This window comes from Roseovarius salinarum (assembly GCF_002834145.1).
In the GTDB taxonomy this organism is placed as follows: Bacteria; Pseudomonadota; Alphaproteobacteria; order Rhodobacterales; family Rhodobacteraceae; genus Roseovarius; species Roseovarius salinarum.
Map to the genome: position 1 here is coordinate 1 of NZ_PHNT01000027.1, position 23810 is coordinate 23810.

The window sequence follows — 23810 nt, forward strand, 5'->3', positions numbered from 1 at the left end:
CCGCGCTGGCGGCGCTGTGCATCGCCGGCGGGGCGGCCGCGCAGGAAAGCTGCCCGGCGCCGCCGCCGCCCGCGGCGCCGGGGTGCTCGGTCGGCGCGATGCTCGGGGCCGCCAACCCGGCGCAGACGCTGGACGTTTTCGGCAACCTGAACCCGGCGGCCTTCGCTGGCGGGGCCAACGCCGACATCCTGCCGGGACAGGCCAGCATGACCATCTCGGGCGGCGTGAGCGCGGGCGGCGCGGCCTGCGCGCGCCACCTGTCGGCGGTGCGCGAGGGCGGCACCGGGGGCGTGCCGGGCCTCGACGCGGGCACCGCCGACTTCCTGGAGACGATGATGGACGAGGAGGTCGATATCCCAACCGCCGGGGGCGGCACCCGCCGCGCGGTGTTCGAGGTCTTCAGCCCCAACATCATCGCCTACCAGGGCGGCGCGTTGGGCCAGCCCCTGAGCCTGCGCCACGGCGGCGTGGGCGGTTGGCCGCGCAACGCCGGCGCGCATCTGGTCATCGCCCTGACGGACGCCGGGCCGGGCGAGCTCGAGGCGGGCAAGACCTATGGCGCGCGCGCCGTGGGCAGCGACGGCGACGGTGACCCGGCCGACCTTTATTCGGCATGGACGGGGCAGATCCGCCCGCGGCCGTACACGCCGCCCGACACCGCCGACGAGCGGCGCCGGCAGGAAACGCGGAAGCAGGCCTGCCGCAGCCTGCGGCGCGCGTTCCTGGACGTGATGGAGCAATCGGGCGTGCCGCTGGACGAAACCTTGGGTCGGCAGGTGCGCGAAACCGATTGCGACATGGACGGCGTCGGGCAGGCGGGCACACGGACGCTGGCCGGCGGCGGATCCCTGTCGGGGACGGTGACCGTAGAGCGGATCACCGACGCGGCCGTGATCGGCCGGTTCGATCTTTCGGGCACCGTCCCGGTGGAAAAGGAGCGCCGAACCTGGAGCGACCGCGGCCCCGGCCGGGTGGACATCGCCACCGAGCGCGGCGCCGAGAACCTGACGGTGTCGGGACGGTTCGCCGCGCCCAACACGCGCAACACGGGCTACACCCGTCCGCCGCTGGAGGTGGCCCGGGCCCCCGAGAGCACCGCGGCCGAGGCGCCCGAGCTGCGCCTTGTCAGGCACCGGCCAACGCGCAACGAGAAGAACCTGCCGTGGGACGCCCCCGGCATCCGGCTGACCTTCAGCCGCCCGCTCGACCCGCTTACGGTGACGCCCGCGGCGGTGCGGCTGGAAACCGGGCTGGCCGCCGGGCAGGGCGGCACGCGGATGGCGGCGGTGGAAACGCGTGTCCGCCTCGCCGGGCCCGACACCGTGACCGTCACCCCGCAGGAGCCGCTGCGCGACGGCGTGCGCTACCGGCTGACGGTGCGCGCGGACGGGCTGCGCGGGGCCGAGGGCGCGCGGATGGCGGTGGACCGCGTCTGGGGGTTCGAGACAATGGTCGACCTCGACGACGATCAGGCCGTCACCGCCGGGCTGGCCGATCACCTCGAGGCGGTCGAGGGCGTCGAAAGCGACACGATCCAGGTGGCAACGAATGCCGATCTCGTGCGCGGCAAGCCCGCGGTCATCCGCGTCTACGCGAAATGGGCGCCGGACCCCGAGATCGCCCCGGCCTGGCAGGTGCGGGCCTTTCCCGCCCATGTCCGCGCGCGACCGGCCTTCCGGCGCGAGGCACCGCTGCTTGTGCCCGAGCAGCGTGACGTGACGATCCGCCGGCCGGACGACTACAGCGACCGGGAACGGCGCGCGGCGCGCAACAGCGTCAACCTTTACGGCTGGACCCCCGAGTACGAGGAGGTGCGTTCGGTCCGGGCGGAGGTGGAGCCCGCGCGCGACTGCGTGGGCGCGCCCCGGGTGTTTTCCGGCAACGAGGATGTCGCGTGGGATCCGCTGGAGCGCGATCTGAAGGTGGGCTACGTCTTTGCCCGGGTCGGCCCGTGGTACGACGGTGTGCCCGGCGGGATGCGCGCCGAGGGCGCGCGCGCCGCCGCCCGGTCGGAAACTTTCATGGAGCAGCTGTTCCCGGTGCAGTCGGTGAAGGTCACCCGCGCCGCCAACCCGCCACCCGACCCCGATTTCAACGAGAAGGTCGTGGCGGAGATCGCCAAGATCACCCAGTTCGAGGGGCTGGCGGAGGAGTATGGCGACACGACCATGGCCGCGCTGAAAGCCTTCAACGATTTCCTGGCCAGCCCGCCGGCGGTGACCACGCCTTTGAAAAAGCGCGCGACCGTCCGCTACCGCGTGCTCAAGCACATGCAGGAGCACCTGATGGCGACGGGGGCCTACGACAGCTATGACCTCGTGGTGATCTACCTGCCCTTCGAGTGGATCCGGCTGCTGGGTGTGAAGAGCCATATCTACCTCGGCCGCCGCGACGGCGTGGATATCTACCAGGCGCAGCCCTTCATCGGCATGAGCCTGACGCAGCCTGGCAGCGGGAGCCCCTTGATTTCGGATTTGGGCACCATCGCCCACGAGGTCGGCCATGCCTTCGGGCTGGAGCACCGGCCCTGGGTGCTCGCGGGTGAGCCGGCCAAGCCGACCTGCCTGCGCCATGCCAACACCCGTTGGGACGGGATCGAGGGCATGCGCCTTGCGCGAGACGGCGAGGCGGGCTGGAACAAGTCGCATGCCGACGGCAACGAGGAAGCCGGGCGCGAGTTGCTGCCGCTGATGTTTCCCTGCGCGCGAGAGAAGGAAAAACAGTTCATCACGCGGCGCAACTACGACATCCTGCTGCGCAACCTGAAAAAGGATTTCTCGGCGCTGTCGCCGTGACGCGCGCCGGCGCGCTCAGGCCGGGGTGGGGCCCTGGCCGTGGGCGGCTGCAAAGCGCCGGTCCAGCTCGGCCATGACGTGATCGAGGGTGCCCTCGACCATGCGCGCGCCCTCCGCGTCCAGCGCATAGAAAACGTGCGCCGCCCGGTCCCGCCCGATCCGCGCGGCCAGCACCTCGTCGGCGCCGCCCGAGAAGATGTCGAAATGCGGATCGCCGTCGGCGTCCCACGCCCAGGCGAAGCGCGTGGCCCAGCCGTGACCAATGACATGCGCGCCGTAGCTTTCCAGCGCCTGCCGGTCGGAAAGGCCGATCAGGTTGTCGGCCAGCCTTATGATCTCGTCGGTCATGTCGCCCCCCTCGAGGTCAGCCGGGGTTGTATTTCAGCGTGCTGATCGGGCGCACGGTGCTTGCCTGCGGGCCGATCTCGCTTTCGCCGGTCTGCACCACCAGTTCCACCGTGTCGCGCTGCTGCATCTGGTCGAAATCGCCGTCGACGACGGCATTGCGGTGGAAATAGATCAGCCGGTTGTCGGTCGCGATGATCTGCCCGTAGCCTTCGTCGTGGTTGATCTCGACCACCTTGCCCTGCAGCGGGCCGTCGTGTTGCTTGACCTCGTCGCTGGCGACCTGCTTGTGCGCCTTCAGGCGCCGTTCCATCGCCGCGAAGGCGTCGCGGATCGCGACCTCGGGGTGTTCGTGCGCCGGCTCGTCGCCCTTCGTGCTGTCGACGAACAACTCGTCGCCGGGCACGCGCACCTCGATGTGCACACCGTAGAGGTTGCCCTTCTTTTGCCGCTGGTGCGGGGCCGTGACGTAGACGTGGCAGCTCGTGATGCGGCTGTGGAACTTGTCGAGGCGTGCGGCCTTCTCGTGGACCAGTTCCTTGAGCGGCTCGGTGGGCTCCATGCCCGTGAAGGTGAGTTCGAGCGGTGTTTCCATGTTCTTTCGGTCCCGTGTTCCTTGCGGCGTGGCGGGCAACCTCGCACCGCCGCGGCGCGTTCACCTTAATCCAGATCAAGCCGGCGGTGGCGCCGGGCGGGCCGGGTGCGGCCTGCGTTTTCCAAACGCATACCCGGCTGGATATCTTGCACCCCGCCCATGCCACAGGGCCACGGGGCGAGGAAAGGGATTTGTGACGCCGGGCAACCGGTTTGCGCGGCGCCGCCGGCTGCGCAACGTCTGCGTTATTGCGCCGCGACGGGCGGGTTGCGTTCATACGGGCTGTCCTGGCGGGCCAGCTCGATGTAGAAGGTCGAGCCCGTGCCTTCCCTGCTCTCGAAATCGATCTTGCCGCCGTGGGCTTCCATGATCTTCTTCGAGATGTTCATGCCCAGGCCGGTGCCCTCGGCCTTGCGCTGGTCGGAGGAGTCCATCTGCGAGAACGCGTCGAACACCTTCTCGTGGGCCCCGTCGGGAAGGCCGACGCCGCGATCGATCACCGAAAGCCGCACATTCGGGCCCTGTCGTTCCAGTCGAACGCTGACCGTGTCGGCGGTGCCGGAAAACTTGGCGGCATTCGAAAGCAGGTTCAGGATAACCTGCTTGATGCGCTCCTCGTCACCTAGCACGTGCGCCTCTGTATCGTGGTCCTCGAATTCGACCGACACGCCGAACTTCTCGGCATAGGCCCTGATTTCCTCGACGGCTTCGCGGGCGACCCGGCCCAGGTCGATCGGGTGGAAATCGAACTCCATCCGCCCGGTGTCGATCTTCTGCAGGTCGAGAAGATCGTTGATCAGCGCGGCGAGGCGATGGCTGTTGCGCTGTGCCAAATCGAGCCCGGTCTGCATCTGCTTCGGCACCGGGCCGAGCATGCCGGCGTTCATCAGGTCGAGAGACGCCTTGATCGACGTCAGCGGCGTTCTGAGTTCGTGGCTCACGACCGACAGGAACTCGGACTTTGCCTTGTAGGCGATCTTCGTCTTTTCGTGTTCGCGCTCCAGCGCCTCGATGTGGCGCAACTTGGTCTGATAGAAGTTCAGGAAGATCCGCGCGCATTCGAACACGAAGATCATCACGAACAGCGCGATGAAGAACTGCAGCCAGAGCTCTGACTCGAGGGGGGGGCGCACGACCCAGATGTCGCGCGTGACGATGAAGAAGATGGCCACAAGGTAAATGAAGAGCCGCAAAGCCAGCACCGGCACCAACTGGTGGTTGTTCATGGATGCGAACACGGCCGCCGAGAAAAGGATGAACAGCGGCATGAAATGGGTGGTGTGCCCCTGCTGGACCGCGATGGAGATCGAGAAGACGCAGATGACGACGGCGCTGAAAAAGGTGCTCAGGAAGATCCGGAAAAGGAACCTGCGCGCCTGCAGCGGGCTCTTGTCGTCCCAGGCCAGTATGTCCTTGAAGACCTTGTAGTCGTAGAGTTCCGAGCCCCAGATCAACGCGTAGCAGAACAGCGCGACCCAAGGGTCGTAATAGGCGGCGGCCAGCGCCGAGGCCGCGGCGAATATCCCGAACCGCTGCCAGAACAGCCGCATCCCGACCTCGGCGTAGTCCTTCATACGCCGCTTGATCGCGAGCAGACCCATCTGCCCCGTTCGGGAGATCCGAAGGCTATTCAGGATGTTCCGCAACCACGCACGCTCCGCACACGACATGAAGGATTGCTTGCTTGTGCCCGAGAAACTAGGCATTTTTGGGGTTCAACATGGATAAAAGTCGTGACACGCCCATGCAATCTATGGTGGAGTGTCACGAAGAGGCCACAATTGATCGAGCGATCGTAAATGAACCAGTACGCAAATCTGGGGCTGTCCTCGAAGGCGCGCCAGGTGTTTCCCGAATTGCCGCCCAGCGACGACAGCGAGGCGGGGAAGGAGCGCCGCGCCGTGCTGCGCCGCACGACGACGCCGCGCTCTTCAAGGTCCAAGGCGATCGACAAACGCCTTCGGGCGTCGGTTCTTTCGATCGGCAGCATGCACAGGTTCGGTGAACTGTTTCCCGACCTCCTGCGCATGCGCAAGCGGATCTTCATCGACACGAAGCACTGGGACGTGCCCGAGGCGGAAGGCATGGAATTCGACCAGTACGACACCCCGATGACGCGCTGGGTGGTCATTCACGAATATGGCGAAATCCTGGCGGGCATCCGCCTGAACCCGACGACCGCGGAGGTCGGCTGTTACAGCTACATGCTGCGCGACGCGCAGCGGGGGCTGCTTGACGGCATCCCGACGGACGTCCTGTTCTTCGAGGCCCCGGTGAAGCCGCACATCTGGGAGGCGACGCGGCTTTTCGTTTCCCCGGACGTGGCCGCGGACCGGCGTGGCAAGGTCCAGTCCGAACTGATGCACGAAATGGCCCAGGCCGCGCGCGCGCTGGGGGCCGAACGCGTGATCGGGATCGTGCCGGCGGTATTCAAGCGCTGGATGGCGCGCCTGGGGATGGATGCCGCGGCGGTCGGGCCGGTGTTCCAGACCGGGCGCGACAAGTCTCAGGCCGCGCTCATGAACGTGATCGACATGCCCGCGCGACAGTGACCTAGGCCTGCCGTCGCTGTTGCGGCATCTCGGTCCAGACGTCCCGCAGGGTCTGGGCCAGCGACATCACGTCGAACGGCTTGGTGATGATCGCGTCGGCGCCCGCCTGTCGCAGCCTGTCCATGACCGCAAGATCGGTTTTCGCCGTCGCAAAGACGAAAACGCAGTTGCGCGTTTCCGGGCGCCCTTTCAACGACTCGAACAGCTGGTGCCCGTCCATGTTCGGCATCATCACGTCAAGCAGGCAGAGCTGGGGTCTGAAGTAACCCAGCACCTCGAGAGCCGCGGAGCCGTCCTCGCATTGCAGAAGCTCGAACCCGCTTTCACTTTCCAGGGCAAGCTGCACGATCAGCCGCAGGTCCGGGTCGTCATCGACGTGAAGAATCCTTTTGAGTGTCAACTTGAACCCCTGAAATCGAAACCTGGCATCCGCGCCGTGCGACACGCGCCGTTGCGGGCGCGCCTGCAGGGGCGTGCAATATCGGATTGAAACATTCGCTCGGACAAAAGCTGGAAAACCTATGCCATCGTAACCCTGCAGGCACGGCAGGGCTGCGAAATGCAGCTTTCGCCGTGCCGATCACACGCCTGAGTAGAACCTGGGGTGGACGGTATGCGTCTGCAGCATCCGGCGCAAGTGACTATGGGCCGTTCGATTGCCTGGCGGTGCGGGAAAAACGCCGGGCGCCCGTCGGCGCACCGGCGGCGTCCGTCACGCCGCGCCTTGCGCAGCGGTTGTCCGCACCGTCCACGGACATTATGTTGAAGCTATCCGTTGGGGTGCCCCGAACCGGGGCTGAGAGGCATCGCGCCAACCCATCGAACCTGATCCGGGCAATGCCGGCGTAGGGAACGGAGCATTCAGGACAGGATCGTGTCCTTCACGCCGTTCCTCTGCCGTCGCCCGCAACCGGAGGACGCCTTGGGACGAAACCTCACCCTCGACATCGCGCCCTGTCGCGCCCTCGACCGCCGCGGGTGCGCGGCATGAGCGTGAACGTGACGGTTCTCGGCGCCGGGGTGGCCGGGCTGGCTGTCGCGCACGAACTGTCGGGCCGCGGAGCATCGGTGCGCCTTGTCGACCCCGCCGGCGCGCCCGGCCCGGCGGCGTGTTCATGGTGGGCCGGCGGCATGCTCGCCCCTTTCTGCGAAGGCGCGACCGCCGAGGAACCGGTGGTTCGGCTGGGGCAGGAGGCCGCCGGGTGGTGGCGCGCGGCCGGCGTCGAGGTGACCGCGGCCGGCACGCTCGTCGTGGTGCTTGGCCGGGACAGCGCGGAAATCGCGCGTTTCGCCAGGCGCACCTCGGGGCACGACAGGCTCGACAGGGCGGGCATCGCGGCACTGGAACCCGATCTCGCGGACCGTTTCGGACACGCGCTGCATTTCCCCGGCGAGGCGCACATCGCGCCGCGCGCGGCGCTGGCCACGCTGGTCGATGCGCTGCGCTGCCGTGGCGTCCGGATCTGCGATGCGCCCGATACGCCCCTGGAGGGCACCGTGATCGATTGCCGCGGTCTTGCGGCGCGCGACAGCCTGGCCGGGTTGCGCGGCGTCCGCGGCGAAATGGCGATCCTGCGCATGCCCGACCTCGCACTGCGCCGGACCGTCCGGCTGCTGCATCCGCGCTTTCCGCTTTACATCGTGCCGCGCGGCGACGGCGTCTACATGCTGGGCGCCACGCAGATCGAAACCGCGGGGCGCGGCCCGGCCACGCTGCGCTCGGTCGTGGAGCTTCTGAACGCGGCCTACGCGCTGCACCCGGCGTTCGCAGAGGCCGAGGTGCTGGAAATCGGCGCCGATGCCCGGCCTGCGTTCGCCGACAACCTGCCGCGGATCGTTCGAAAGGACGGCCGCATTCACGTCAACGGCCTGTTCCGGCACGGCTTCCTTCTCGCGCCCGCGCTGGCGCGCATGACGGCCGAGCTCGTGCTGGAGGGCAAAATACCGGAGCTTTGCACATGAACATCACCGTCAACGGCAGCCCTGCCGAGATCGCGGCGACGACCCTTGACGCCGCGCTGGAGGAACTGGGCTACGGCGCGGCGCGCGTTGCCACCGCCGTGAACGAAACCTTCGTGCCCGGCACCCAGCGGGCGGAACGCACCCTTTCCGAGGGGGACCGCCTGGAAATTCTCGCGCCGAAACAAGGGGGCTGAGATGCCGGTCCTCTACGGCACGGACATAACCTCGCCCCTGATGCTTGGCACGGCGCAATACCCGTCACCGTCGGTGCTGGCAGACGCCTTCCGCCGGTCCGGGGCAGGGGTCGCGACCGTCTCCCTGCGTCGCGAGGCCGCCGGTGGCGACGGCGGCGCCTTCTGGGAACTGATCCGAGACCTCGGCGTGCCGGTGCTGCCCAACACCGCCGGGTGCCACAGCGCGCGCGAGGCCGTCACCACGGCCCGGATGGCCCGCGAGGTGTTCGGGACCGACTGGATCAAGCTCGAGGTGATCGGCGATGCCGACACGCTCCAGCCCGATCCCTTCGGCTTGCTGGAGGCCGCGCGGATCCTTTGCGACGAGGGGTTCAAGGTCTTCCCCTACACCACCGAGGACGGGATCCTCGGCGGTCGCCTGCTGGAGGCGGGATGCGAGGTGCTGATGCCCTGGGGTGCCCCGATCGGTACCGGGCTGGGGCTCAACAACCTGTACGGGCTGCGCACCCTGCGCGCGCAGTTCCCCGAGGTGCCGATGGTGATCGACGCCGGGCTGGGCCGGCCCAGCCAGGCGGCGGAGGCGATGGAACTGGGCTTCGACGCGGTGCTGCTGAACACTGCCGTCGCCAAGGCGGGCGATCCCGCCGCCATGGCCGAGGGCTTTGCCCGCGCGCTGGAGGCCGGGCAGCTGGCCCACGGCGCCGACCCGATGGAGCCGCGCGACATGGCCGCGCCCTCGACGCCCGTTCTGGGACTGGCGGCCCTGGAATGACGCTCGACCGGTTCTATCCGATCTTCGACCATCCCGCGTGGCTCGACCTCGCGCTGCCGCTGGGCGTGCGGCTGGTGCAGCTTCGCATCAAGGGAGGAACGCAGGCGGACCTGCGCAGCATGATCGCCCGCGCGCGCGATCTGTGCCGGGTGGCGGGGGCAACACTGGTGGTGAACGACCACTGGCGGCTGGCCATCGAGCTGGGCTGCGACTGGGTGCACCTTGGACAGGAGGATCTGGACACCGCCGATCTGCCCGCGATCCGGCGGGCCGGGGTGAAGCTCGGGGTCTCGACCCACGACGGGGCGGAGCTGAAGCGCGCCCTGTCGCTGTCGCCCGACTACGTGGCGCTGGGGCCGGTCTGGCCCACTGTCCTCAAGCAGATGAAATGGGAGGCGCAGGGGCTGGACCGCCTGCGCGACTGGAAGACCCGCGTGGGCGATGTGCCGCTGGTCGCCATCGGCGGGCTGAACGTCGCGCGCGCACCCGCGGCCTTTGCCGCCGGGGCCGATGTCGTGTCGGTCGTCACCGACATCACCCGCAACCCCGACCCTGAGGCGCGGATCCGCGAATGGGTCGAGGTCACGCGATAGCGGGCCGCGCCATGCGGGGCCGGGCCCGCGCAGGCCGGCGTGCGACCCGGGATGGGGTGATGCCGCGGCCTGACGCGTTGGCGGCACTTCCCCGTGCAGCCGTGATCGCGGCAACCGCGGGGCGGGGTTTCGCCAGGTGCCCGCAAACCCCGTGGCCGCGCTCGAACCCACAGCAAAGCCCGGGATCGAGAAGGGTTCGCTGTTTCAGGCGAACTCAGGCCAGGCCGCTGTGGCCACGAAACCAGCAGCAGGCCAGCAACGATCCTTGTGTCACCGCAGGGTGCCCGCCTGCGTCGCGGCGCGGGCTGCAGCCGCCGCCATCCTTGACAGCGATCAGGCCGGAAACCCGGAGTCTCCTCATGAAGGCCATCGCACAGGCGTCTTTCTCTTCCCCAGAACAGAAGGGCTGTGCCGGGTGCAGCCCCAATTCCGTGATACGTCCAACAACCAGACGTGTCGTGTCCGAAGCCGAACGCGGCCCTTTCGGCGGCAACGCGCATATGTCCGGGTGCCGTGCGACGCGTCGCGGATCGGTCGTGTCATGCGTGCGGTGCCGGGAACCGGCAATGCGGACCACGAGCCCGCGATGGATGCCGGGACGTGATCCTCGTCGGGGCGATCCTTCACCGGTGTGCGCAGGAATCGTGGCGGGGGCTCCCCCAAATGGGGGTGCCCGTGCATCACCGGGCCTGCATCCTGCCGGAAAACCACCGGATCGGAGGGTGATGCGCCGTTGTCTTATCACGTTACAAAGAAGGGCGGACTTGCGAGATGCCTGGCCCTTGCCCTCGCGATGTCGTTGCCCGGTCTTTCCGCCGCTCGGGCGCAGGAGCTCGATGAAGCCCGGGTCGGCGATCTTCTCAATGCGGTCTACGCGATGCACGCGGGCCTCGTCGCCAGTGGCAAGGGCGGTGTTCTGGACACCCCCGTCCTGGGCGGCCAGTTCTTCGAACAGGCGCTGTTGGATGCCCTGGGCGCCGCGGCCGACGAGGGTGACCCGCTGACGGCGGGCACCGGCGGCGTGATCGAGGATTTCGAGGTGGTCCTGCCGCCGGGCGGCGCCGGCGAGGGGACGCGCGATGCCGTGGTCATGGTCACGGCCGGCGGAGCGACGCAGGCGGTTGCGGTGCGCGTTGCCCTCGATGCGCGGGGCGCCCCGCAGATCGTCGGTCTTGGCTACGGGGATCACAGTTTCGGACGGTTGGCGGCAGGGGGCACGCAAACCGAAACAGCATCCGGCGATGCGGCGGCCGGGGACGGTGCCGTGCCCTCGGCGCCGACGTTGCCCTATGTCGCCCGGCTGGATCAATCGGCGTTGCCCGCCGCCTGGGAGGTCGTGAACGAGAACCGCGATGCCTACCTGCCCGAGGCAGCCGGGCTTTTCGTGATCGCCAGTGGCGGCGACGACCGTTTCGACGACGCCGAAGGGGAGAACATCTTCCGGCTCGCCGCCCCCGCGCCGGAGGGCGACTGGGACCAGACGCTCACCGGCACCGTCACCGCGAAGACCGGTTACGAGGCGGTTTGGAACGGGGTCTACAGCGCGCCCGACAATTACCTTGCCGCCCAGCTTTTCGCGTATCCCAATGGCTGCGGCGATCATCTCTATCTCACGATCGAGAACAGCCGTCCGCGCGCCGAGGCCGCGCCGCTGGTTTCGGAATTCGAGGTCAACCTGTTCAACGGAGCCATCCTGGCTGACATGTGCGGCGCGGGCCGCGCGGCGGGCGATGCCGTCGTCGCCGGCCTGGCGGAGGCGGAATACCGGCTGACGCTCTCCAAACGCGGGTTCCGCTATTTCGCCGAGGTTGCGTTTCCCGTGCCGGCAAGCAAGGCCCACCCCGAGGGTGTGGCCGTGGCGCGCACCCCGATGGTGGCGCATTTCGGCCCGGTCGGCACGCCCGCGATGATGCTCGGCCAGTGGCGGCGGGCCGGTTCGGGCGAGTCCGAAGCCCTGTTCACCCAGTTCGAGATCCAGCCGGTGGAGTAAGCCATGCAGCCGCGCCTTTCATGCAAATCCCTGTCCCTGGGGCTCGCGCTCCTGGCCACTCCGGTTGCCGCGGTCGCCGCGGACGAGGGCGCCCGGCAGGCCGGGACCGCCGCGGCGGTCGACCTCGTCGAGTCGCTTCTGCTCGATCATGGCGACCGGTTCCGGGGCGGCCGCCCCCCGGTGCTCAACGACCCCGAGGCGACCAGGCGCTATTTCATCGACGGCTACGCCATCGAGGGGTTGCAGGGGAAGCTGGGGTTCGATCCCCTCTACGATGCCCAGGATGCCGAGATCACCGATCTCGAGGTGCGGCCCGACCCCGAGGTGCCGCTGTTGCGCGGCGCCGCGCAGGTGCGCGTGGAGATGCGCAATTTCGGGGAGCCGCGGGCCATGCTCTACACCCTGGTGCGCGTCCCGCCCTCCGGCGACTGGCAGATCAGTGACATCCAATCGCTCGACAGCGGCTGGTCGCTGGCCGTGATCCTTGACGATGCCGGTGTGCCGCTGGTGCCGGCGGCGACCGAGGTCACCCTCTACAACGCCGACGCGGCGCAGGCTGCGGCGCCCTATGCCGCACCCGGTGCGGACCCTGCCGGGGCGGTGCCGGGCATGGAAGCCGGCGACACGCCCGCCGAGCGCCGGGGCGCTCTCTTCGTGATCCTGGACGGGTCCGGCTCGATGTGGGGCCAGATCGAAGGCACCGCCAAGATCGAGACGGCGCGTTCGGCGCTCAAGGGGCTGGTTTCGGACCTGCCCGCAAACACCCGGCTCGGGCTCATGGCCTACGGGCACCGGCGCGAGGGTGATTGCACCGATGTCGAGCTGGTTCAGCCGCCCGGCCCGGTCGATCCGTCGCGCCTCGGCACGATGATCGACGCGATCACGCCGCGCGGCCGCACGCCGATCGCGGGGGCCCTGGTCGCGGCGGGTGATGTTGTCGAGCCCGGCACCGATGTCCTGCTGGTCTCCGACGGGCTGGAGGTCTGCGGCGGCGATCCCTGCGCGGTGGCCCGCGACCTCGCCGGTCGCGGCATCCGCACACGGGTGCACGTGGTCGGCTTCGACCTCTCGGCCGAGGAGAAGGCCGCGCTGCAATGCGTGGCCGACAACGGCGGCGGGATGTATCTCACCGCAGATACCGCGCCCGAGCTGGTCGAAGCGGTCACGCGCGTCGGCCGGGCGGCCCCGGACCCGGCCCCAGCGCCGGCCCCGGCACCTGAACCCGCCCCTGCCGAGCCCCGGCCGATCTTCGTCGAAACCTTCGATGGCCCCGCGATCGACCCAGACTGGCGCGTCGAGAACCCGGCGCCGGACCTCGCGCGGCTCGATGGCGCGGGCGCGCTTTTCGCCGCCGCGGTGGGCAAGCGCACCGTCTACGACGATCCCGCGGCGCGCAACCGCCATATCCTCAACCGTCCCTTGCCCGAGGGCGATTTCCGCATCACCCTCGATCTGCGCATGGCGATGCAGACCGGTGCCGAGGAAGCCTGGGTGAGCCTCTACAATGCGCCGCATGACCAGATCACGGCGGTGATCTGGGTGGAGACCAGCGGCTGCGGGATCATGCCCCACCTCGCGCTTACCCGGCTCAAGGGCGACGGCGAGGGCAAGCCCGAGAAGACCGGCTTCGACATCGAGTTGTTCAAGGGCCCGCTGGGCGAAGACATGTGCGGCGCGGGCCGGGCGCCGGCCGACGCGATCCTCGATCTCTGGGCACGCGAGGGGCTCGAGCTCAGCCTCGTCCGGCAGGGCCGCGCGATCACCGCGGCGCTCACCACGCCGGTGCCGGGGGGCGATCCCGGCGCGGCACCGACCCGGACTGTGACCACCGAGAGCTTGACGGCGCTGCGGCTCTCGGGCGCGCCGAGCTTCCTCGTCGGCCAGTATTCCCGCGCCGGGGCCGGCGAGAGCCACTTCTGGATCGACAGTTTCGAGATCGAGGCCCTGCCCTGAGCGCGCGGCCTCAGAGGGCGGCGAGCGCGATCCGGCCCCAGAGCGCCGCGGCCTCGGCCTCCAGCGCCGCGCGCAGATGCACCGCCAGGGCGGGGCCGGCGAGCGCTTCGGGCAGCGCACGGGCGAGCACGCCGCCCTGCCGGGCCAGCGCGTTGAGCCCGTTGGCAAAGCGCGGTGGCGTCTGCAGGAGCGCGTCGCCGAGGGCGAGCCAGGGCAGCGCACCGCCGCCGTCGGTGCAGGCGAGGCGGCGCACCGGCGGCGCCGTGTAGCGGCGCGGCGTGGCCCCCGTGCGTGCCGGCCCCGCTTCCAGCGTGGCGACGAGGACCTCCGGCGCGCCCCGGGCCGCGAGCCAGCGCGGCAGGGCCGCCACCTCGGGCAGCGAGAGCGGGATGTCGGCCTGGAACGTCAGGTGAAAGCGGCCGTCCCCGCGCGCGAGGACCACCGCGCGCAGGCTGTCGGAGGCGTTCCAGACCAGCGCACGGCGCCGTGGCGCGCCCCCGGGCAGGGGGCCGGCGTAACTGGCGTAATGCATGGGGTGCCCGATCTCGTCGAGTGTCAGCGCGAGCCCGAGGGCCGCGGCGCGCGCGGCAGTGACGCGCGCCGCGCCGGAGGCGTCGACGACGAGATCGGCCGCGATCGCATCCGCGGGGGTGATGACGCGCAGCCCCCGCGCGGTGGGCTCGATCCCGGTGACCCGCGCCCGGGCGCGCATGACCACGCTGGCCGCGCGCGCCGCGGTATCGAGATGCTGTTCCACCGCCTCGCGCGAGAGGAAGGACCAGGGCCGGGGCGCGGCGCCGTCGACCGAGAGCGTCCAGCCCTCTTCGACCGCGCCGCGCAGCACCGGGCCGAGGGCGGGGACCGCGTCGGCGAGGGTGTCGGGCAGATCGGCGGGCAGGACATGGGCATGCTCCGCCTGCGCCACCGGGGCGCCCGCGGCGAGATCGCGCGCGTCGAGGCAGGTGACGGCAAGACCGTGGCGGGCGAGAACCAGCGCGGCAAGCAGCCCCGCCGGGCCGGCGCCGATGACGACGGCGCGCTCAGGCCTCGACGGTGCCAAGGCCCATGCCGGTGCCGCTCACCTCTTCCGTTTCGGCGAAGACGACGAAGAAGAACCCGCTTTGCTCACTGGCCCGGCCGAGCGATTTGCGCGCCAGGCGCTCGACGGCGCCGACGCGATCGCGACCGGGGGTGAACATCTCGCCGGGGAAGAACATCTCGCCCGGGAAGAACATCTCGCCGGGGAAGAACATCTCGCCGGGAAGACTGCGCGGATCGACCACCGAGGTCGGCGGGTTCGACCGGATCTTGAACTGCGAGGATTGGAACACGTCGAGCACCTCGTCCTCGACCACGCGGGCGGCAAAGAGCTGTGCCACCTGGGCGCGCTTGCTGCCGTTGACGATGCGAAGGTTCTCGAGCAGCGCCCGGCGCAATTCGTCGCCGGCAAGCCCGGCCAGCGCCCCGGGGTCGGCGATCTCGACGGCGATATCGTTCTGCGAGGCGGCCAGCGCCGGGGCATGGGCGGCGCCCAGGCCGGCGAAGGCGAGGCCGGTGGTGAATTTGCGGCGGGTCAGCATGTCTGGAGTCCTTCCTTGGTCGGGTCGTCCGGTCAATCGAGGCGGGTCCAGCTCTGGACGCTCTGGATGTGGCCACTTTCGGAGCAGTCGCTGGCGATGTAGGGGCGGAAGCCGAGGAAGGTGAAGGTGCCGCGCTCCGTCAGGTCGAGGCCCGCGACCGGGTAGTCGACGGGATCGCAGCCCTCGGGAAAGCTGCGTGCGTAGCCATGAACGAAGGGCGCCTCGGGTGCGGCCCAGCCGCGGAAGACGACGCGGCCGACGCGGGCGGGGTCGGGGGCCTCGAGCACGACGAACTGGCGAAAACCGCCTTGCGTCTGCAGGCCGAGAATGCTGTCGTCCATCTTCCAGCGCGAGATCACCTCGGCCGCGGGCCCCTCGGCCTGCGTCGCCGCCGCGTCGCCGCGCGCCGCCGCGGCGGCCTTGCGGATCGCCTCTCCGAGCGCGTCTGTGTCGCTGCCCTCGGTCGGCGCGTCGGTGTCGCCGCCCTGGGCCGGTGTGGCCGGCTGCTCTTCGAGCGCGCCCTCGGTCACCGGGTCGTTCATCACCTCCACCGGCAGGCCGGTGATCTCGAGGAGGTTCGGCTTGTCGTGGTCGACCTTCTCGCCCGTCCATGTGCCCGAACCCTCGCCGTCGAGGAAGGCCCAGGTGCCGTCGAAGCTGATGCTGTATTCGCCGTCGACCCGGCCAGCCGAGGTGGTCCAGGAAAATTCCCCCACGCGCTGGCCGTTGGTGAACTGCCCGGTGATGGTGCCATCGTCGGCGCGTCCGCCGAGGATGATGCCCCTGTCGGCATAATCGCCGACGAAGAGATCGCCGACCTGGACCAGCCGGACCGGGCCGAATTGCGTCTCCCAGGTGCCGGTGAGCATGCCGTTGGAGAGCCCGGTGAGCGAGGGGATCTCGATGTTCCCGAGCGCGGGCGCGGCGGCGTCGGCCTTCTCGCCGGGCCAGTCGCCGCCGGTCCGGTTGCCGGTCCATTGCCAGTCGCCGGTCAGCCCCCCGGACGCGTCGCGATGGAGCGTGAACTGCCCGGCCCGGCGCTTGTTGGTGAACCGTCCGCGCAGGGTGCCGTCCTCGGCGATGCCGACGATGAGGCCGAAACTGTCGTAGTCGCCGACGACGATATTGCGGTGCTGGTGCAGGCGCAGATCCCCGTAGCGGGTGTCCCAGGTGCCTTCCCACGGGCCCGCCGCCGGGGCCGGGGCTGCGGCGAGCAGGGCGAGGGAGGCCGCCAGCGCAGCCGGAGGAGCGCGGCGCGGGATCATTCCGGGAACACCTTGTCGTAAAGCGTGAAGGGCAGGGCGGCGGCGATCTCGATGGCGGGGGCCATGTCCGGCGTGCCGCTGCCGCCGATCTGCACGATCGCGCTTTCGCCGGCGCGGCAGTAGATCATGTTGCCCTGCGAAACCGATCCAACGCAGCGCGCGGTTTCGGGCAGGCCCATTTCCGCGCCGGTCCGGGCATCGGCCGCCATCCGGGACGGATCGGCGACCGCCTCCGAGATCATCCCGACGAAGAAACCGCGTTGCGTGATCATCATCGGCACCGGACGCCCGGCGCCGCCCTCGGCCGGGCTGAGCTCCAGCGTCATGGCCAGCCCGTCCTCGGTGTCGTTTGCCATGACGGCCGCGTTGCCGGCTGAGAAGGCCTCGGCCGGTGGCAGCAGATCGGACAGGATGACATCGGGCGCGGTCGCCAGGGGCGCATCGAGCGGGCCGGCCGCCGGTGCGGCGACGGGCAGGGACAGGACGAGGGCTGTCAGGAGGCCGGTGCCGTGGCGCGTCATCTTCGCGATTCCCCATTGTGGTTGCACGACAGGGGTAACGGCGCCGGGGGGGCGCTTCCTCCCCCATTTGCAGGAGACCGGGAGGCAGGGGCGGGAAAAGGCGGTCGTCGCGCGGCCGGCTCAGGCGTACCAGCCCACGGGGCTCGACATGATCCGCGCGATCAGCTCGTTCTGGCTGTTGACGCGCATCTTCTGGAACACGACCTTGAGGTGGCTGCGCGCCGTCGAGGGGGCGATCCCGAGCGTTTCCGCGACCTCGGGAATCGCCCGCCCGCGGGCCACGAGGAGGGCGATTTCGGCTTCCTTGGGCGTGAGTTCGTAGGCGATCGTCAGAAGCGAGAGGCGCTGGTCGCGGGTGTCGCCCGCGTCCTGCGGTGCGCGCACGAGCAGGATGGATTGTGCCCCCAGCGCCGGCCCGCCGGGAAGGACCGAGCCGTTGGGGATCATCTGCAGGCCGACGGGCCGGTCGCCCAGACGCAGAACCCGCTCGCGCCCCTTGGCGGTGGGGACCGTCTCGTCGCTGCTGTCGGCGAAGAGCCGGTCGACCGCCACCCGGGCGAAGCGCGCGCCACCCACCTCGGCCAGCAGGCCGGGAAACAGAACGCGCAGGATATCGAGGAAGGCGGCGTTGTTCTGCAGCGGCCGGTTCGAGCGGTCCAGAACCGCGACGCCGATGTTCAGGCGATCGGTCACCGCCGAGAGGTAGAGCCCGAAGCTGCTGCTCAGCATGATCTGCCGGTTGAGCGAGAAGGACCGGTCCCAGTGCGGCATCAGCCGGTTGAGCCGGTCCTGCAATTCGTCCTCGTCGAGATCCGGGGTCTCGTCGATCTCGGCGATCATCGCGTAGAGCATCTCGGTCCAGCGGGTCTCGTTCTCGACCGCCTCGAAGAACACCTGGAGCATCGCCTGGTGGGCCTTGTCGGGATCGTCGTGCGAGGGCAGGAGCCCTTCGCAGATCTCGCGCGCGACCACCGGCATGGTGATCTGGGGCTGGCTGCTTTCCGGCGCGGCCTCGCCGTCGCGCCAGGCGAGGATCCTGTCGCGGATCCCGAGGCGGCGCTCGTCGAGAAACAGCGCCGAGCGCCCGCCCTCGACCTTCTGCGTGGCCACCTCGGCAAAGCCCGCCCGGTCGAGCGTGCGCTGGACGGGGGCGAGGAACCCGCCGTCGCGCAGCATCGCGTCTTCGGAACCGTAGAGGATGAAGCAGCGCGTGCCCGGGGTGACGCTCTGGTGCTTGTGCCAGGTCCAGGCCGAGAGCATGCCGGAAAAGATGCTGACCCAGTAGCCGGTGCTCGGCGTCGGCCAGCCCAGCGGGTCGTCGAGCACGCGGTTGACGGAGTCCGGATCGGCGCTCATGACGTCGCCCGGGCCTCGGCCGGACTTCAGATGCGCGCCGAGGAAGGCGTAGAGATGGTGCAGCGAGTGTTCGTCGGGCTCGGCCTCGCCGCGCAGGAGCACACGCGCGCGCGAGAAGGCCAGCCCGAACCGCGCCAGCGCGCGCTGGTTCGGCGGCGGCGAGATCAGGACGATGTCGCGCGCGAGGTCGGGCCATGTCTTGAGCACCTCGAGCGTGAGCAGCGCAGTGATATTGGGCATCACCACCAGCCGGTCCTCCCACGGGGTCTGGGCAAAGGCGGTCTCGAACGGGGCGCGCTGATCCTCGATCGCCTGCTGCCAGCCGCTGTCGGTGGCCAGATGCCCCAGCGGGAAGCGGGAATCGGTGCTGCGGCCGTGGCCGCGAATGTCGCCCGCTTGCACGTCCCAGCCGGCGGCCTGGAAGGAGAGCGCGAGGTGATCGACCAGCCCCGAATGTGTCGGCTGGCTGTGGCCGAGAAACACCTGCCGCCGCGGCGCGCCCGCCCGCCGGACCGCGGGCCAGTGGCGATGGAACAAGGGCGGGCCCGACGTGCGGGCGAGATAACTGCACTTCATATGTCCGAGTCCTCCGCGCGCACGGACCGCGCAGAACGGCAAGCAGGCAGGGTTATCCCGTTTCGCATGCAAGAAAAGTCTCTCGCGCGGGGTCCTGTCAAGCGCTGCTCCCCCATTTGGGGGGCGGCCGTGGTGCAAAAATCGCGAAGGGTGCGGGCATCCAGCAATTCGGATTTGCCACATGCCGCGTTCGCCACTTGGTTTCCTTCTTTTAGCGCTCACCCTCTTCGCCGCGACGGGCGCGACGGCTGGAACGCTGCCCTGGAATGCCGTCGAATTCCGGCTCATCTGCCTCACCCAGGACGAGCTCGACCGGGCCGAGGATCACGAGCGGCGGCGCTACGAGGTGGCCGAGATGGATGCGGCCAACCTGCGTGCGGCCCTATCCGAGCAGTTCGGCGAGGTGGTGGTCTCGGGGTTCGACGATGCCGGGCTCCGGGCCGCCTTTGGTGACATGGTGCGGTGTGTCTACCGCCGCAAGGCGAGTGTTTCGGCGGCCGATGCCCCGGCATGGCTGGTGGTGACGGAGCCCGAGGCGCGGGCCATCGAGGGCTACGCCAAGGAGATCGCGGACTACATGCGCAAGACCGGCTGGCCCGAGCCGAAGCTGCGGCAGGTCGTTTACGGCGGGGGCAGCTTCGCGCTGGTGGTCGATCCCGATATGGGCTACCTTGATAGTGTTCTCGGCGAATACTACTCGGAAAAACGCTCTTATTTCGGCGGCAAGGGCCCGTCGATCGGGCTTGACTACTTTGGGGTGGTTGCCCCGACCGAGCGTGGCGACGACCTGGAGTTGCTCGCGCACGAGCTCTTCCATGCCTTCCAGGAAGGCATGGGGATGGGCTTCGGTGCGTCCGACTACATTCTCGAGGGCACGGCCGAGGCGTTCGGAGAATGGTGGGTGTGGCGCAAAAGGACCGGCGGCGGCGGCCTGCCGCCGCTGATGGTGGAATACGCGGACCACCCGAATGCGACCGCGCTTCCCGACCTCGGCACGTCGGCCTCCTACGACTCCGATCTGTTCTGGTTGAGCGCGATCCGCCAGATGGACGACGAGATCGCCTGGATGCGCGTGCTGTTTGCCAATGTGATGTCAGAACATGGCGTGGCCGAGCTCGACGTGGCGGTCCGTTCAAAAGGGCTGCGCTGGTACGACGTCTTTCAGACATTCGCGAAAACCCTGACCGACCCGGCGCGGCGCACGCAGCTCAGGGCCTATTTCGATTGCCAGGAAATCTCGGTCCCCAGGATTGGCGATACCGACTGGGAGACGTCGGTCGAGCTGTCGGTGGTTCAGCTTGCGGCACAGTGCTTCACCATCAAGGTTGCCGAGCAGCGCCGGCCGATCGAAGTGACCATCGGCTATGAACCGTTGGCCGATGGTGCGGCGGCGCCAGTGATGCTCGCCGACGGTGAACATATCCGGCGCAAGCTCGAGCGCCCCGTGGACCGGGGCGAATCGACCGATGCCGGCGTGCTGCTGACCTTGGGCGGAAGCCCCGGCTACATGCCCTCGGAGCGCGTGCCGCTGCGGCTTTGGGTCCGGGCCGAACCTGAGATTCCCTGCACGAAGCTGGACCTTCCGGAGCTGAGCGCCGACTATATCGCACAGGACAGCTCGTCGATGGGCGGTCCCGTCGTCTACAGGATCCCGGTGATCGTCGACGAGACCGTCAACGGTGCCTATGCCGGCGCGCGCCGGTTCGAAAGCTCGGTGCGCCTGGTCGTCGGCAGCGGAGAAAAGGCCGATCCCTGCCGCATCGGCCTGCAGATCGGGGCCTTCGCGCAGGGCGTGATCCAGGCCGGGCGCGGGGCCTACCCGGTGATGGGCCTGCGCGGCGAGCGCGAGGTGAACTACCTTCACCATCGCCACTACGAGGGGCATTCGATCACCGCGGCCCTGGCCCGCGACCAGGGGGTGGAGCCGGGCCGCGAAAGCCGGACCTTCGCGGTCACCGGCGGCGCCCTGCACGTGACATCGCTCGCCCCCGACAGCCTCGCCATGGTGCTCGATCTCGAGGCCAGCGGCGACTTCGCGCGGCCCTTGCCCAAGACCGGCGCAGGCACGCGCCACGAGCAGTTTTCGCGCGACATCAGCGTGCACATGTCGATCTCGTCCGGGGGATAGCCGCGGCCGGGCGCGCGTTACTCGACGTAACGCTTGGGCGCCAGCGCCGCGGTCCGGAACGCCTCGACGATCCCGGCAAGGTGGAGGTCGACCCGGTCGGGCCGTGCATTGGCACCCGACAGGGTGTCCTGCGCCATCAGGTAGAACACGTCGTCATCCACCACGAAACCCGTGGCGCGGTAGCGATCGGCGAGATCGAGCATGGTGGTCTGCGCGGCGGGGCTCAGCACGCGCAGCACCTCGGTGCGCAGCGCGACCTCGGGCCGGTCGGGGTCGTCCCTGGCGTGACCGGCGACGCGGAAGCGCCGGTTGAAGGCCTCGGATTCGGTCTTGATGTCACGGTCGAGCGGGCCGAGGCTGAAGAGGTTCTCCGGCGCGGCCACGGCGCGGATGCCGGTGGCACGGTCGAGGCGGTAGGCCGCGAGGAGCGAGAACAGCAGGCCCTGGCCCCCGGCGCCGCCGTGCCGGTCTCGCCGCAGCGCCGGGTCGGCGGCCAGCGCGGCCTCCATCCGCCGGGTGCCCAGCGCGATCCAGAACGGCCGCCCGTCGTCGAAACTGCCCCAGAACTCGCCGTCGAACTCGGCCCCAATAAAGGCGCCGGGCTGCATCTTCACCAGCTCCGGCACCCTCTCTCGAATTCGGTTCATCCGCGGAGAGGTCTTGGCGCCATCGACACCGGTGACCACGGGTTCGAGAAACGCGCCGGTGTAGGACCAGTTGTTGTCGCGCGCGATCCGCGCGCGCCGCGCGCGCTGGCGGCCCGCGTCGTTGGCGAGATGCCCCATCAGGAACTCGGCGCCGAGGCAGACCATGAAAAGGGCCATAGGTATGAAGACGTTGCTGCCCCGGGCGATCGCGACGAAAACCCAGATCATTGCCGCCAGCGCCAGCGGGATCGGCAGCCGCCGCAGGGTTTGCGGAATCGCGATGCCCCTTGCCGCCTCGGCGGGCGGGGTCTCGATGGTCAGGGTTCCCTCGATCGGGTCCCAGCGGGTCTCGGTGGCGGTCACGGGCCGGCTCCTTGCTGAAACGGGGTCGCGGTGAAACGGGTCAGGATCCGAGGTCGATCTCGGGCATCCTGCGCGCGGCGGCGGCTTCGCCCTCGCCGAGTTCGAAATAGCGCGCCGGTTCGTAGCGCATCGCACCGGCGATCCAGTTCGACGGGATCGCGGCCAGCATCGCGTTGTAGCGCTGGGCCTCGACGTTGTAGAGCCGCCGCGCGGCGCTGATCTGGTCCTCTGTCTCCTCGAGCTGGCCCTGCAGGGTGCGCAGGTTCTCCATCGAGCCCAGCTCGGGCGTGTCCTCCGCGTAGCCGAGAATGCCCTGCAGCCCCTGCGAGAGCTCGGCCTCGGCCGCGCTGATCGCATCGAGATCCCCGCCAAGGGCGGAGATCGCCTTTTCCCGCGCGGCGAGCACCTTGTCGAAGATCGCGCTTTCCTGGTGCATCGCTTGGCGCGCGGTCTTGACGAGGGCGGGCACGAGATCGTGGCGCCGCTTGAGCTGAACCTCGATGCCGGAAAAGGTCGCCTCGACGCGGGTGCGTGCGCCGGCAAGCCGGTTCTGCAGGAAAACGGCGATCAGCCCCAGGCCGATCACGAAAATGATCACGGATGTCATTGCGCCCCTCGCGGCCTTTCCCCGGACCACCTGCAGCAATCGCGGACGTGTCGCCTCACCCATTTGAGGGAGGCGGTGGTCTTGAAGGTCGCCGTTGCGGGGCGGTGTCCGGTGTCGGCGGCGATTGTTTGGCTCAGGTGCCATCGATTTCCGCTGGGGCTGCGTGCTTCACCGAGCGGCAACCGAGCGGTGAACATGTCTGATCCCTTCCGGCTGTCGGCCGCGCCGATGGCGCGTCCCGAGCCCGATTCCCCGAACTCCCACGGCAAGCCGCGCGCCGATGACCGGCGCGTGCCGAGCGGGATTATCTAATTAAATCGCAATGGGCTGCGTGGGCGTGATGCGCCTGCGGAATACGGCCCGCACAAGACGCTCTCCAACCGTTGGAAGCAATGGAGCGACACGGGTATCTTCGTGCAGATCATGACTGGCCTGGCCGCTGGGCACGGCGAGAACAAGACCGTGATGATCGACGCGACCTGCCTGAAGGGACACCGGACGGCGACCAGCCTGGCCGCGAGAAAGGAGGGCGCGGGCGCCTGATCGTGCGCACCAAAGGCGGGATGAACAGCAAGCTGCACGCCTTGACCGACAGCGCCGGGCGTCCGATCCGCTTCTTCATCACGGCCGCTCAGGTCAGCGAACACATCGGCGCGCGGGCACTGCTGGGCAGTCTCCCGGGCGTGGAATGGCTGCTCGGAGACCGAGGCTACGACGCCGACTGGTTCCGGGAAGCGTTGGAAGACGACGGGATACGCGCCTGCATCGCCGGCCGGACACGGCGAAAGACACCGGTAACGTATGACAAGCACCGCAACCGGCATCTACTGGCTATGCGTCTTGGTCCTGGCGCGTGGCCAAGAGCAAAGGTGTCTACGCCAAGTTATTGATTTTATTGGAGGCGAGTACCTGACCTGAGACCCGACTTTCCTCCAGCCTTAGGAAGAATCCGTCGGTTGATTACTGGCCTCATGCGGCCTTGGTTTCCAGTTTCGATTTCATTGCAAACTCCTGCG

The 23810-nt window shown here is 69.1% G+C and carries 20 protein-coding genes, 1 pseudogene and 1 riboswitch; of the genes and pseudogenes, 10 read left to right on the top strand and 11 right to left on the bottom strand.

Annotated features, from left to right (window positions below; genetic code table 11):
* A partial coding sequence (locus CEF10_RS15935; protein WP_198586220.1) for an Ig-like domain-containing protein occupies positions 1 to 2795 on the top strand: 2795 nt, incomplete at its 5' end.
* Positions 2796 to 2810: 15 nt separating this feature from the next.
* Here the strand turns inward: CEF10_RS15935 and CEF10_RS15940 are convergent.
* From CEF10_RS15940 to CEF10_RS15950, 3 genes are all read right to left on the bottom strand, one after another.
* On the bottom strand, positions 2811 to 3143 hold the full coding sequence (locus CEF10_RS15940; RefSeq protein WP_101069168.1) for a hypothetical protein: 333 nt from the start codon (positions 3141 to 3143) through the stop codon (positions 2811 to 2813).
* A 16-nt stretch (positions 3144 to 3159) separates the two neighbouring features.
* Positions 3160 to 3735, bottom strand: a complete 576-nt coding sequence (locus CEF10_RS15945) for an HPF/RaiA family ribosome-associated protein (protein WP_101069169.1) — start codon at positions 3733 to 3735, stop codon at positions 3160 to 3162.
* Positions 3736 to 3980: 245 nt separating this feature from the next.
* Positions 3981 to 5336: a sensor histidine kinase gene (locus CEF10_RS15950; protein ID WP_198586221.1), complete on the bottom strand. Its 1356-nt coding sequence runs from the start codon at positions 5334 to 5336 to the stop codon at positions 3981 to 3983.
* Between the two features lie 198 nt (positions 5337 to 5534).
* Here CEF10_RS15950 and CEF10_RS15955 point away from each other — a divergent pair, with 198 nt between their 5' ends.
* Positions 5535 to 6287 carry an acyl-homoserine-lactone synthase gene (locus CEF10_RS15955; RefSeq protein ID WP_101069171.1) on the top strand — a complete coding sequence of 251 codons (753 nt, stop codon included), beginning with the start codon at positions 5535 to 5537 and terminating at the stop codon, positions 6285 to 6287.
* Position 6288: 1 nt separating this feature from the next.
* Here the strand turns inward: CEF10_RS15955 and CEF10_RS15960 are convergent, their stop codons facing one another.
* The gene (locus CEF10_RS15960; RefSeq protein ID WP_157933051.1) at positions 6289 to 6687 is read right to left on the bottom strand and encodes a response regulator; all 399 of its coding nucleotides are present in this window, start codon (positions 6685 to 6687) and stop codon (positions 6289 to 6291) included.
* 366 nt (positions 6688 to 7053) lie between these two features.
* Positions 7054 to 7156, top strand: a riboswitch (TPP riboswitch).
* 118 nt (positions 7157 to 7274) lie between these two features.
* Here CEF10_RS15960 and CEF10_RS15965 point away from each other — a divergent pair.
* From CEF10_RS15965 to CEF10_RS15990, 6 genes are all read left to right on the top strand, one after another.
* A complete protein-coding gene (locus CEF10_RS15965) occupies positions 7275 to 8249 on the top strand; it encodes an FAD-dependent oxidoreductase (protein WP_101069186.1) in 975 nt (324 codons plus the stop codon).
* Positions 8246 to 8443: a sulfur carrier protein ThiS gene (thiS, locus tag CEF10_RS15970; protein ID WP_101069173.1), complete on the top strand. Its 198-nt coding sequence runs from the start codon at positions 8246 to 8248 to the stop codon at positions 8441 to 8443. The genes CEF10_RS15965 and thiS overlap by 4 nt, the downstream gene beginning before the upstream one ends.
* A 1-nt stretch (position 8444) precedes the next feature.
* Positions 8445 to 9215, top strand: a complete 771-nt coding sequence (locus CEF10_RS15975; RefSeq protein ID WP_101069174.1) for a thiazole synthase — start codon at positions 8445 to 8447, stop codon at positions 9213 to 9215.
* Positions 9212 to 9808, top strand: coding sequence for a thiamine phosphate synthase (locus CEF10_RS15980; protein ID WP_101069175.1), 597 nt, complete (start codon positions 9212 to 9214; stop codon positions 9806 to 9808). Before CEF10_RS15975 ends, CEF10_RS15980 begins: the two co-directional genes overlap by 4 nt.
* A 799-nt stretch (positions 9809 to 10607) precedes the next feature.
* Complete coding sequence (locus CEF10_RS15985; RefSeq protein WP_157933052.1) at positions 10608 to 11798, top strand: hypothetical protein; 1191 nt, start codon at positions 10608 to 10610, stop codon at positions 11796 to 11798.
* A 3-nt stretch (positions 11799 to 11801) separates the two neighbouring features.
* Positions 11802 to 13751 carry a vWA domain-containing protein gene (locus tag CEF10_RS15990; protein ID WP_101069177.1) on the top strand — a complete coding sequence of 650 codons (1950 nt, stop codon included), beginning with the start codon at positions 11802 to 11804 and terminating at the stop codon, positions 13749 to 13751.
* Positions 13752 to 13761: 10 nt separating this feature from the next.
* Here CEF10_RS15990 and CEF10_RS15995 read toward each other — a convergent pair whose 3' ends face one another.
* From CEF10_RS15995 to CEF10_RS16015, 5 genes are all read right to left on the bottom strand, one after another.
* Positions 13762 to 14811, bottom strand: a complete 1050-nt coding sequence (locus tag CEF10_RS15995) for a lycopene cyclase family protein (protein WP_101069178.1) — start codon at positions 14809 to 14811, stop codon at positions 13762 to 13764.
* Positions 14792 to 15331, bottom strand: coding sequence for a hypothetical protein (locus tag CEF10_RS16000; protein WP_101069179.1), 540 nt, complete (start codon positions 15329 to 15331; stop codon positions 14792 to 14794). The genes CEF10_RS15995 and CEF10_RS16000 overlap by 20 nt, the downstream gene beginning before the upstream one ends.
* A 32-nt stretch (positions 15332 to 15363) precedes the next feature.
* A complete protein-coding gene (locus CEF10_RS16005; RefSeq protein WP_101069180.1) occupies positions 15364 to 16596 on the bottom strand; it encodes a hypothetical protein in 1233 nt (410 codons plus the stop codon).
* A complete protein-coding gene (locus CEF10_RS16010; protein ID WP_101069181.1) occupies positions 16593 to 17117 on the bottom strand; it encodes a hypothetical protein in 525 nt (174 codons plus the stop codon). Before CEF10_RS16010 ends, CEF10_RS16005 begins: the two co-directional genes overlap by 4 nt.
* A gap of 120 nt (positions 17118 to 17237) precedes the next feature.
* Positions 17238 to 19049, bottom strand: coding sequence for a serine aminopeptidase domain-containing protein (locus CEF10_RS16015; protein WP_198586222.1), 1812 nt, complete (start codon positions 19047 to 19049; stop codon positions 17238 to 17240).
* Positions 19050 to 19230: 181 nt separating this feature from the next.
* Between CEF10_RS16015 and CEF10_RS16020 the strand changes: the two genes are divergently transcribed.
* Complete coding sequence (locus CEF10_RS16020) at positions 19231 to 21177, top strand: hypothetical protein (protein WP_157933053.1); 1947 nt, start codon at positions 19231 to 19233, stop codon at positions 21175 to 21177.
* Positions 21178 to 21194: 17 nt separating this feature from the next.
* On the opposite strand, the gene CEF10_RS16025 is transcribed toward CEF10_RS16020, so the two are convergent.
* Together CEF10_RS16025 and CEF10_RS16030 are read right to left on the bottom strand one after the other, a co-directional pair.
* On the bottom strand, positions 21195 to 22187 hold the full coding sequence (locus CEF10_RS16025) for a hypothetical protein (RefSeq protein WP_101069184.1): 993 nt from the start codon (positions 22185 to 22187) through the stop codon (positions 21195 to 21197).
* Positions 22188 to 22227: 40 nt separating this feature from the next.
* Entirely contained in the window at positions 22228 to 22794 is a 567-nt protein-coding gene (locus CEF10_RS16030) for a LemA family protein (protein WP_157933054.1), read from the bottom strand.
* Between the two features lie 195 nt (positions 22795 to 22989).
* Here CEF10_RS16030 and CEF10_RS16035 point away from each other — a divergent pair.
* Positions 22990 to 23609: pseudogene (locus CEF10_RS16035) on the top strand (IS5 family transposase); the annotation flags it as partial.
* Between the last annotated feature and the right edge of the window lie 201 nt (positions 23610 to 23810).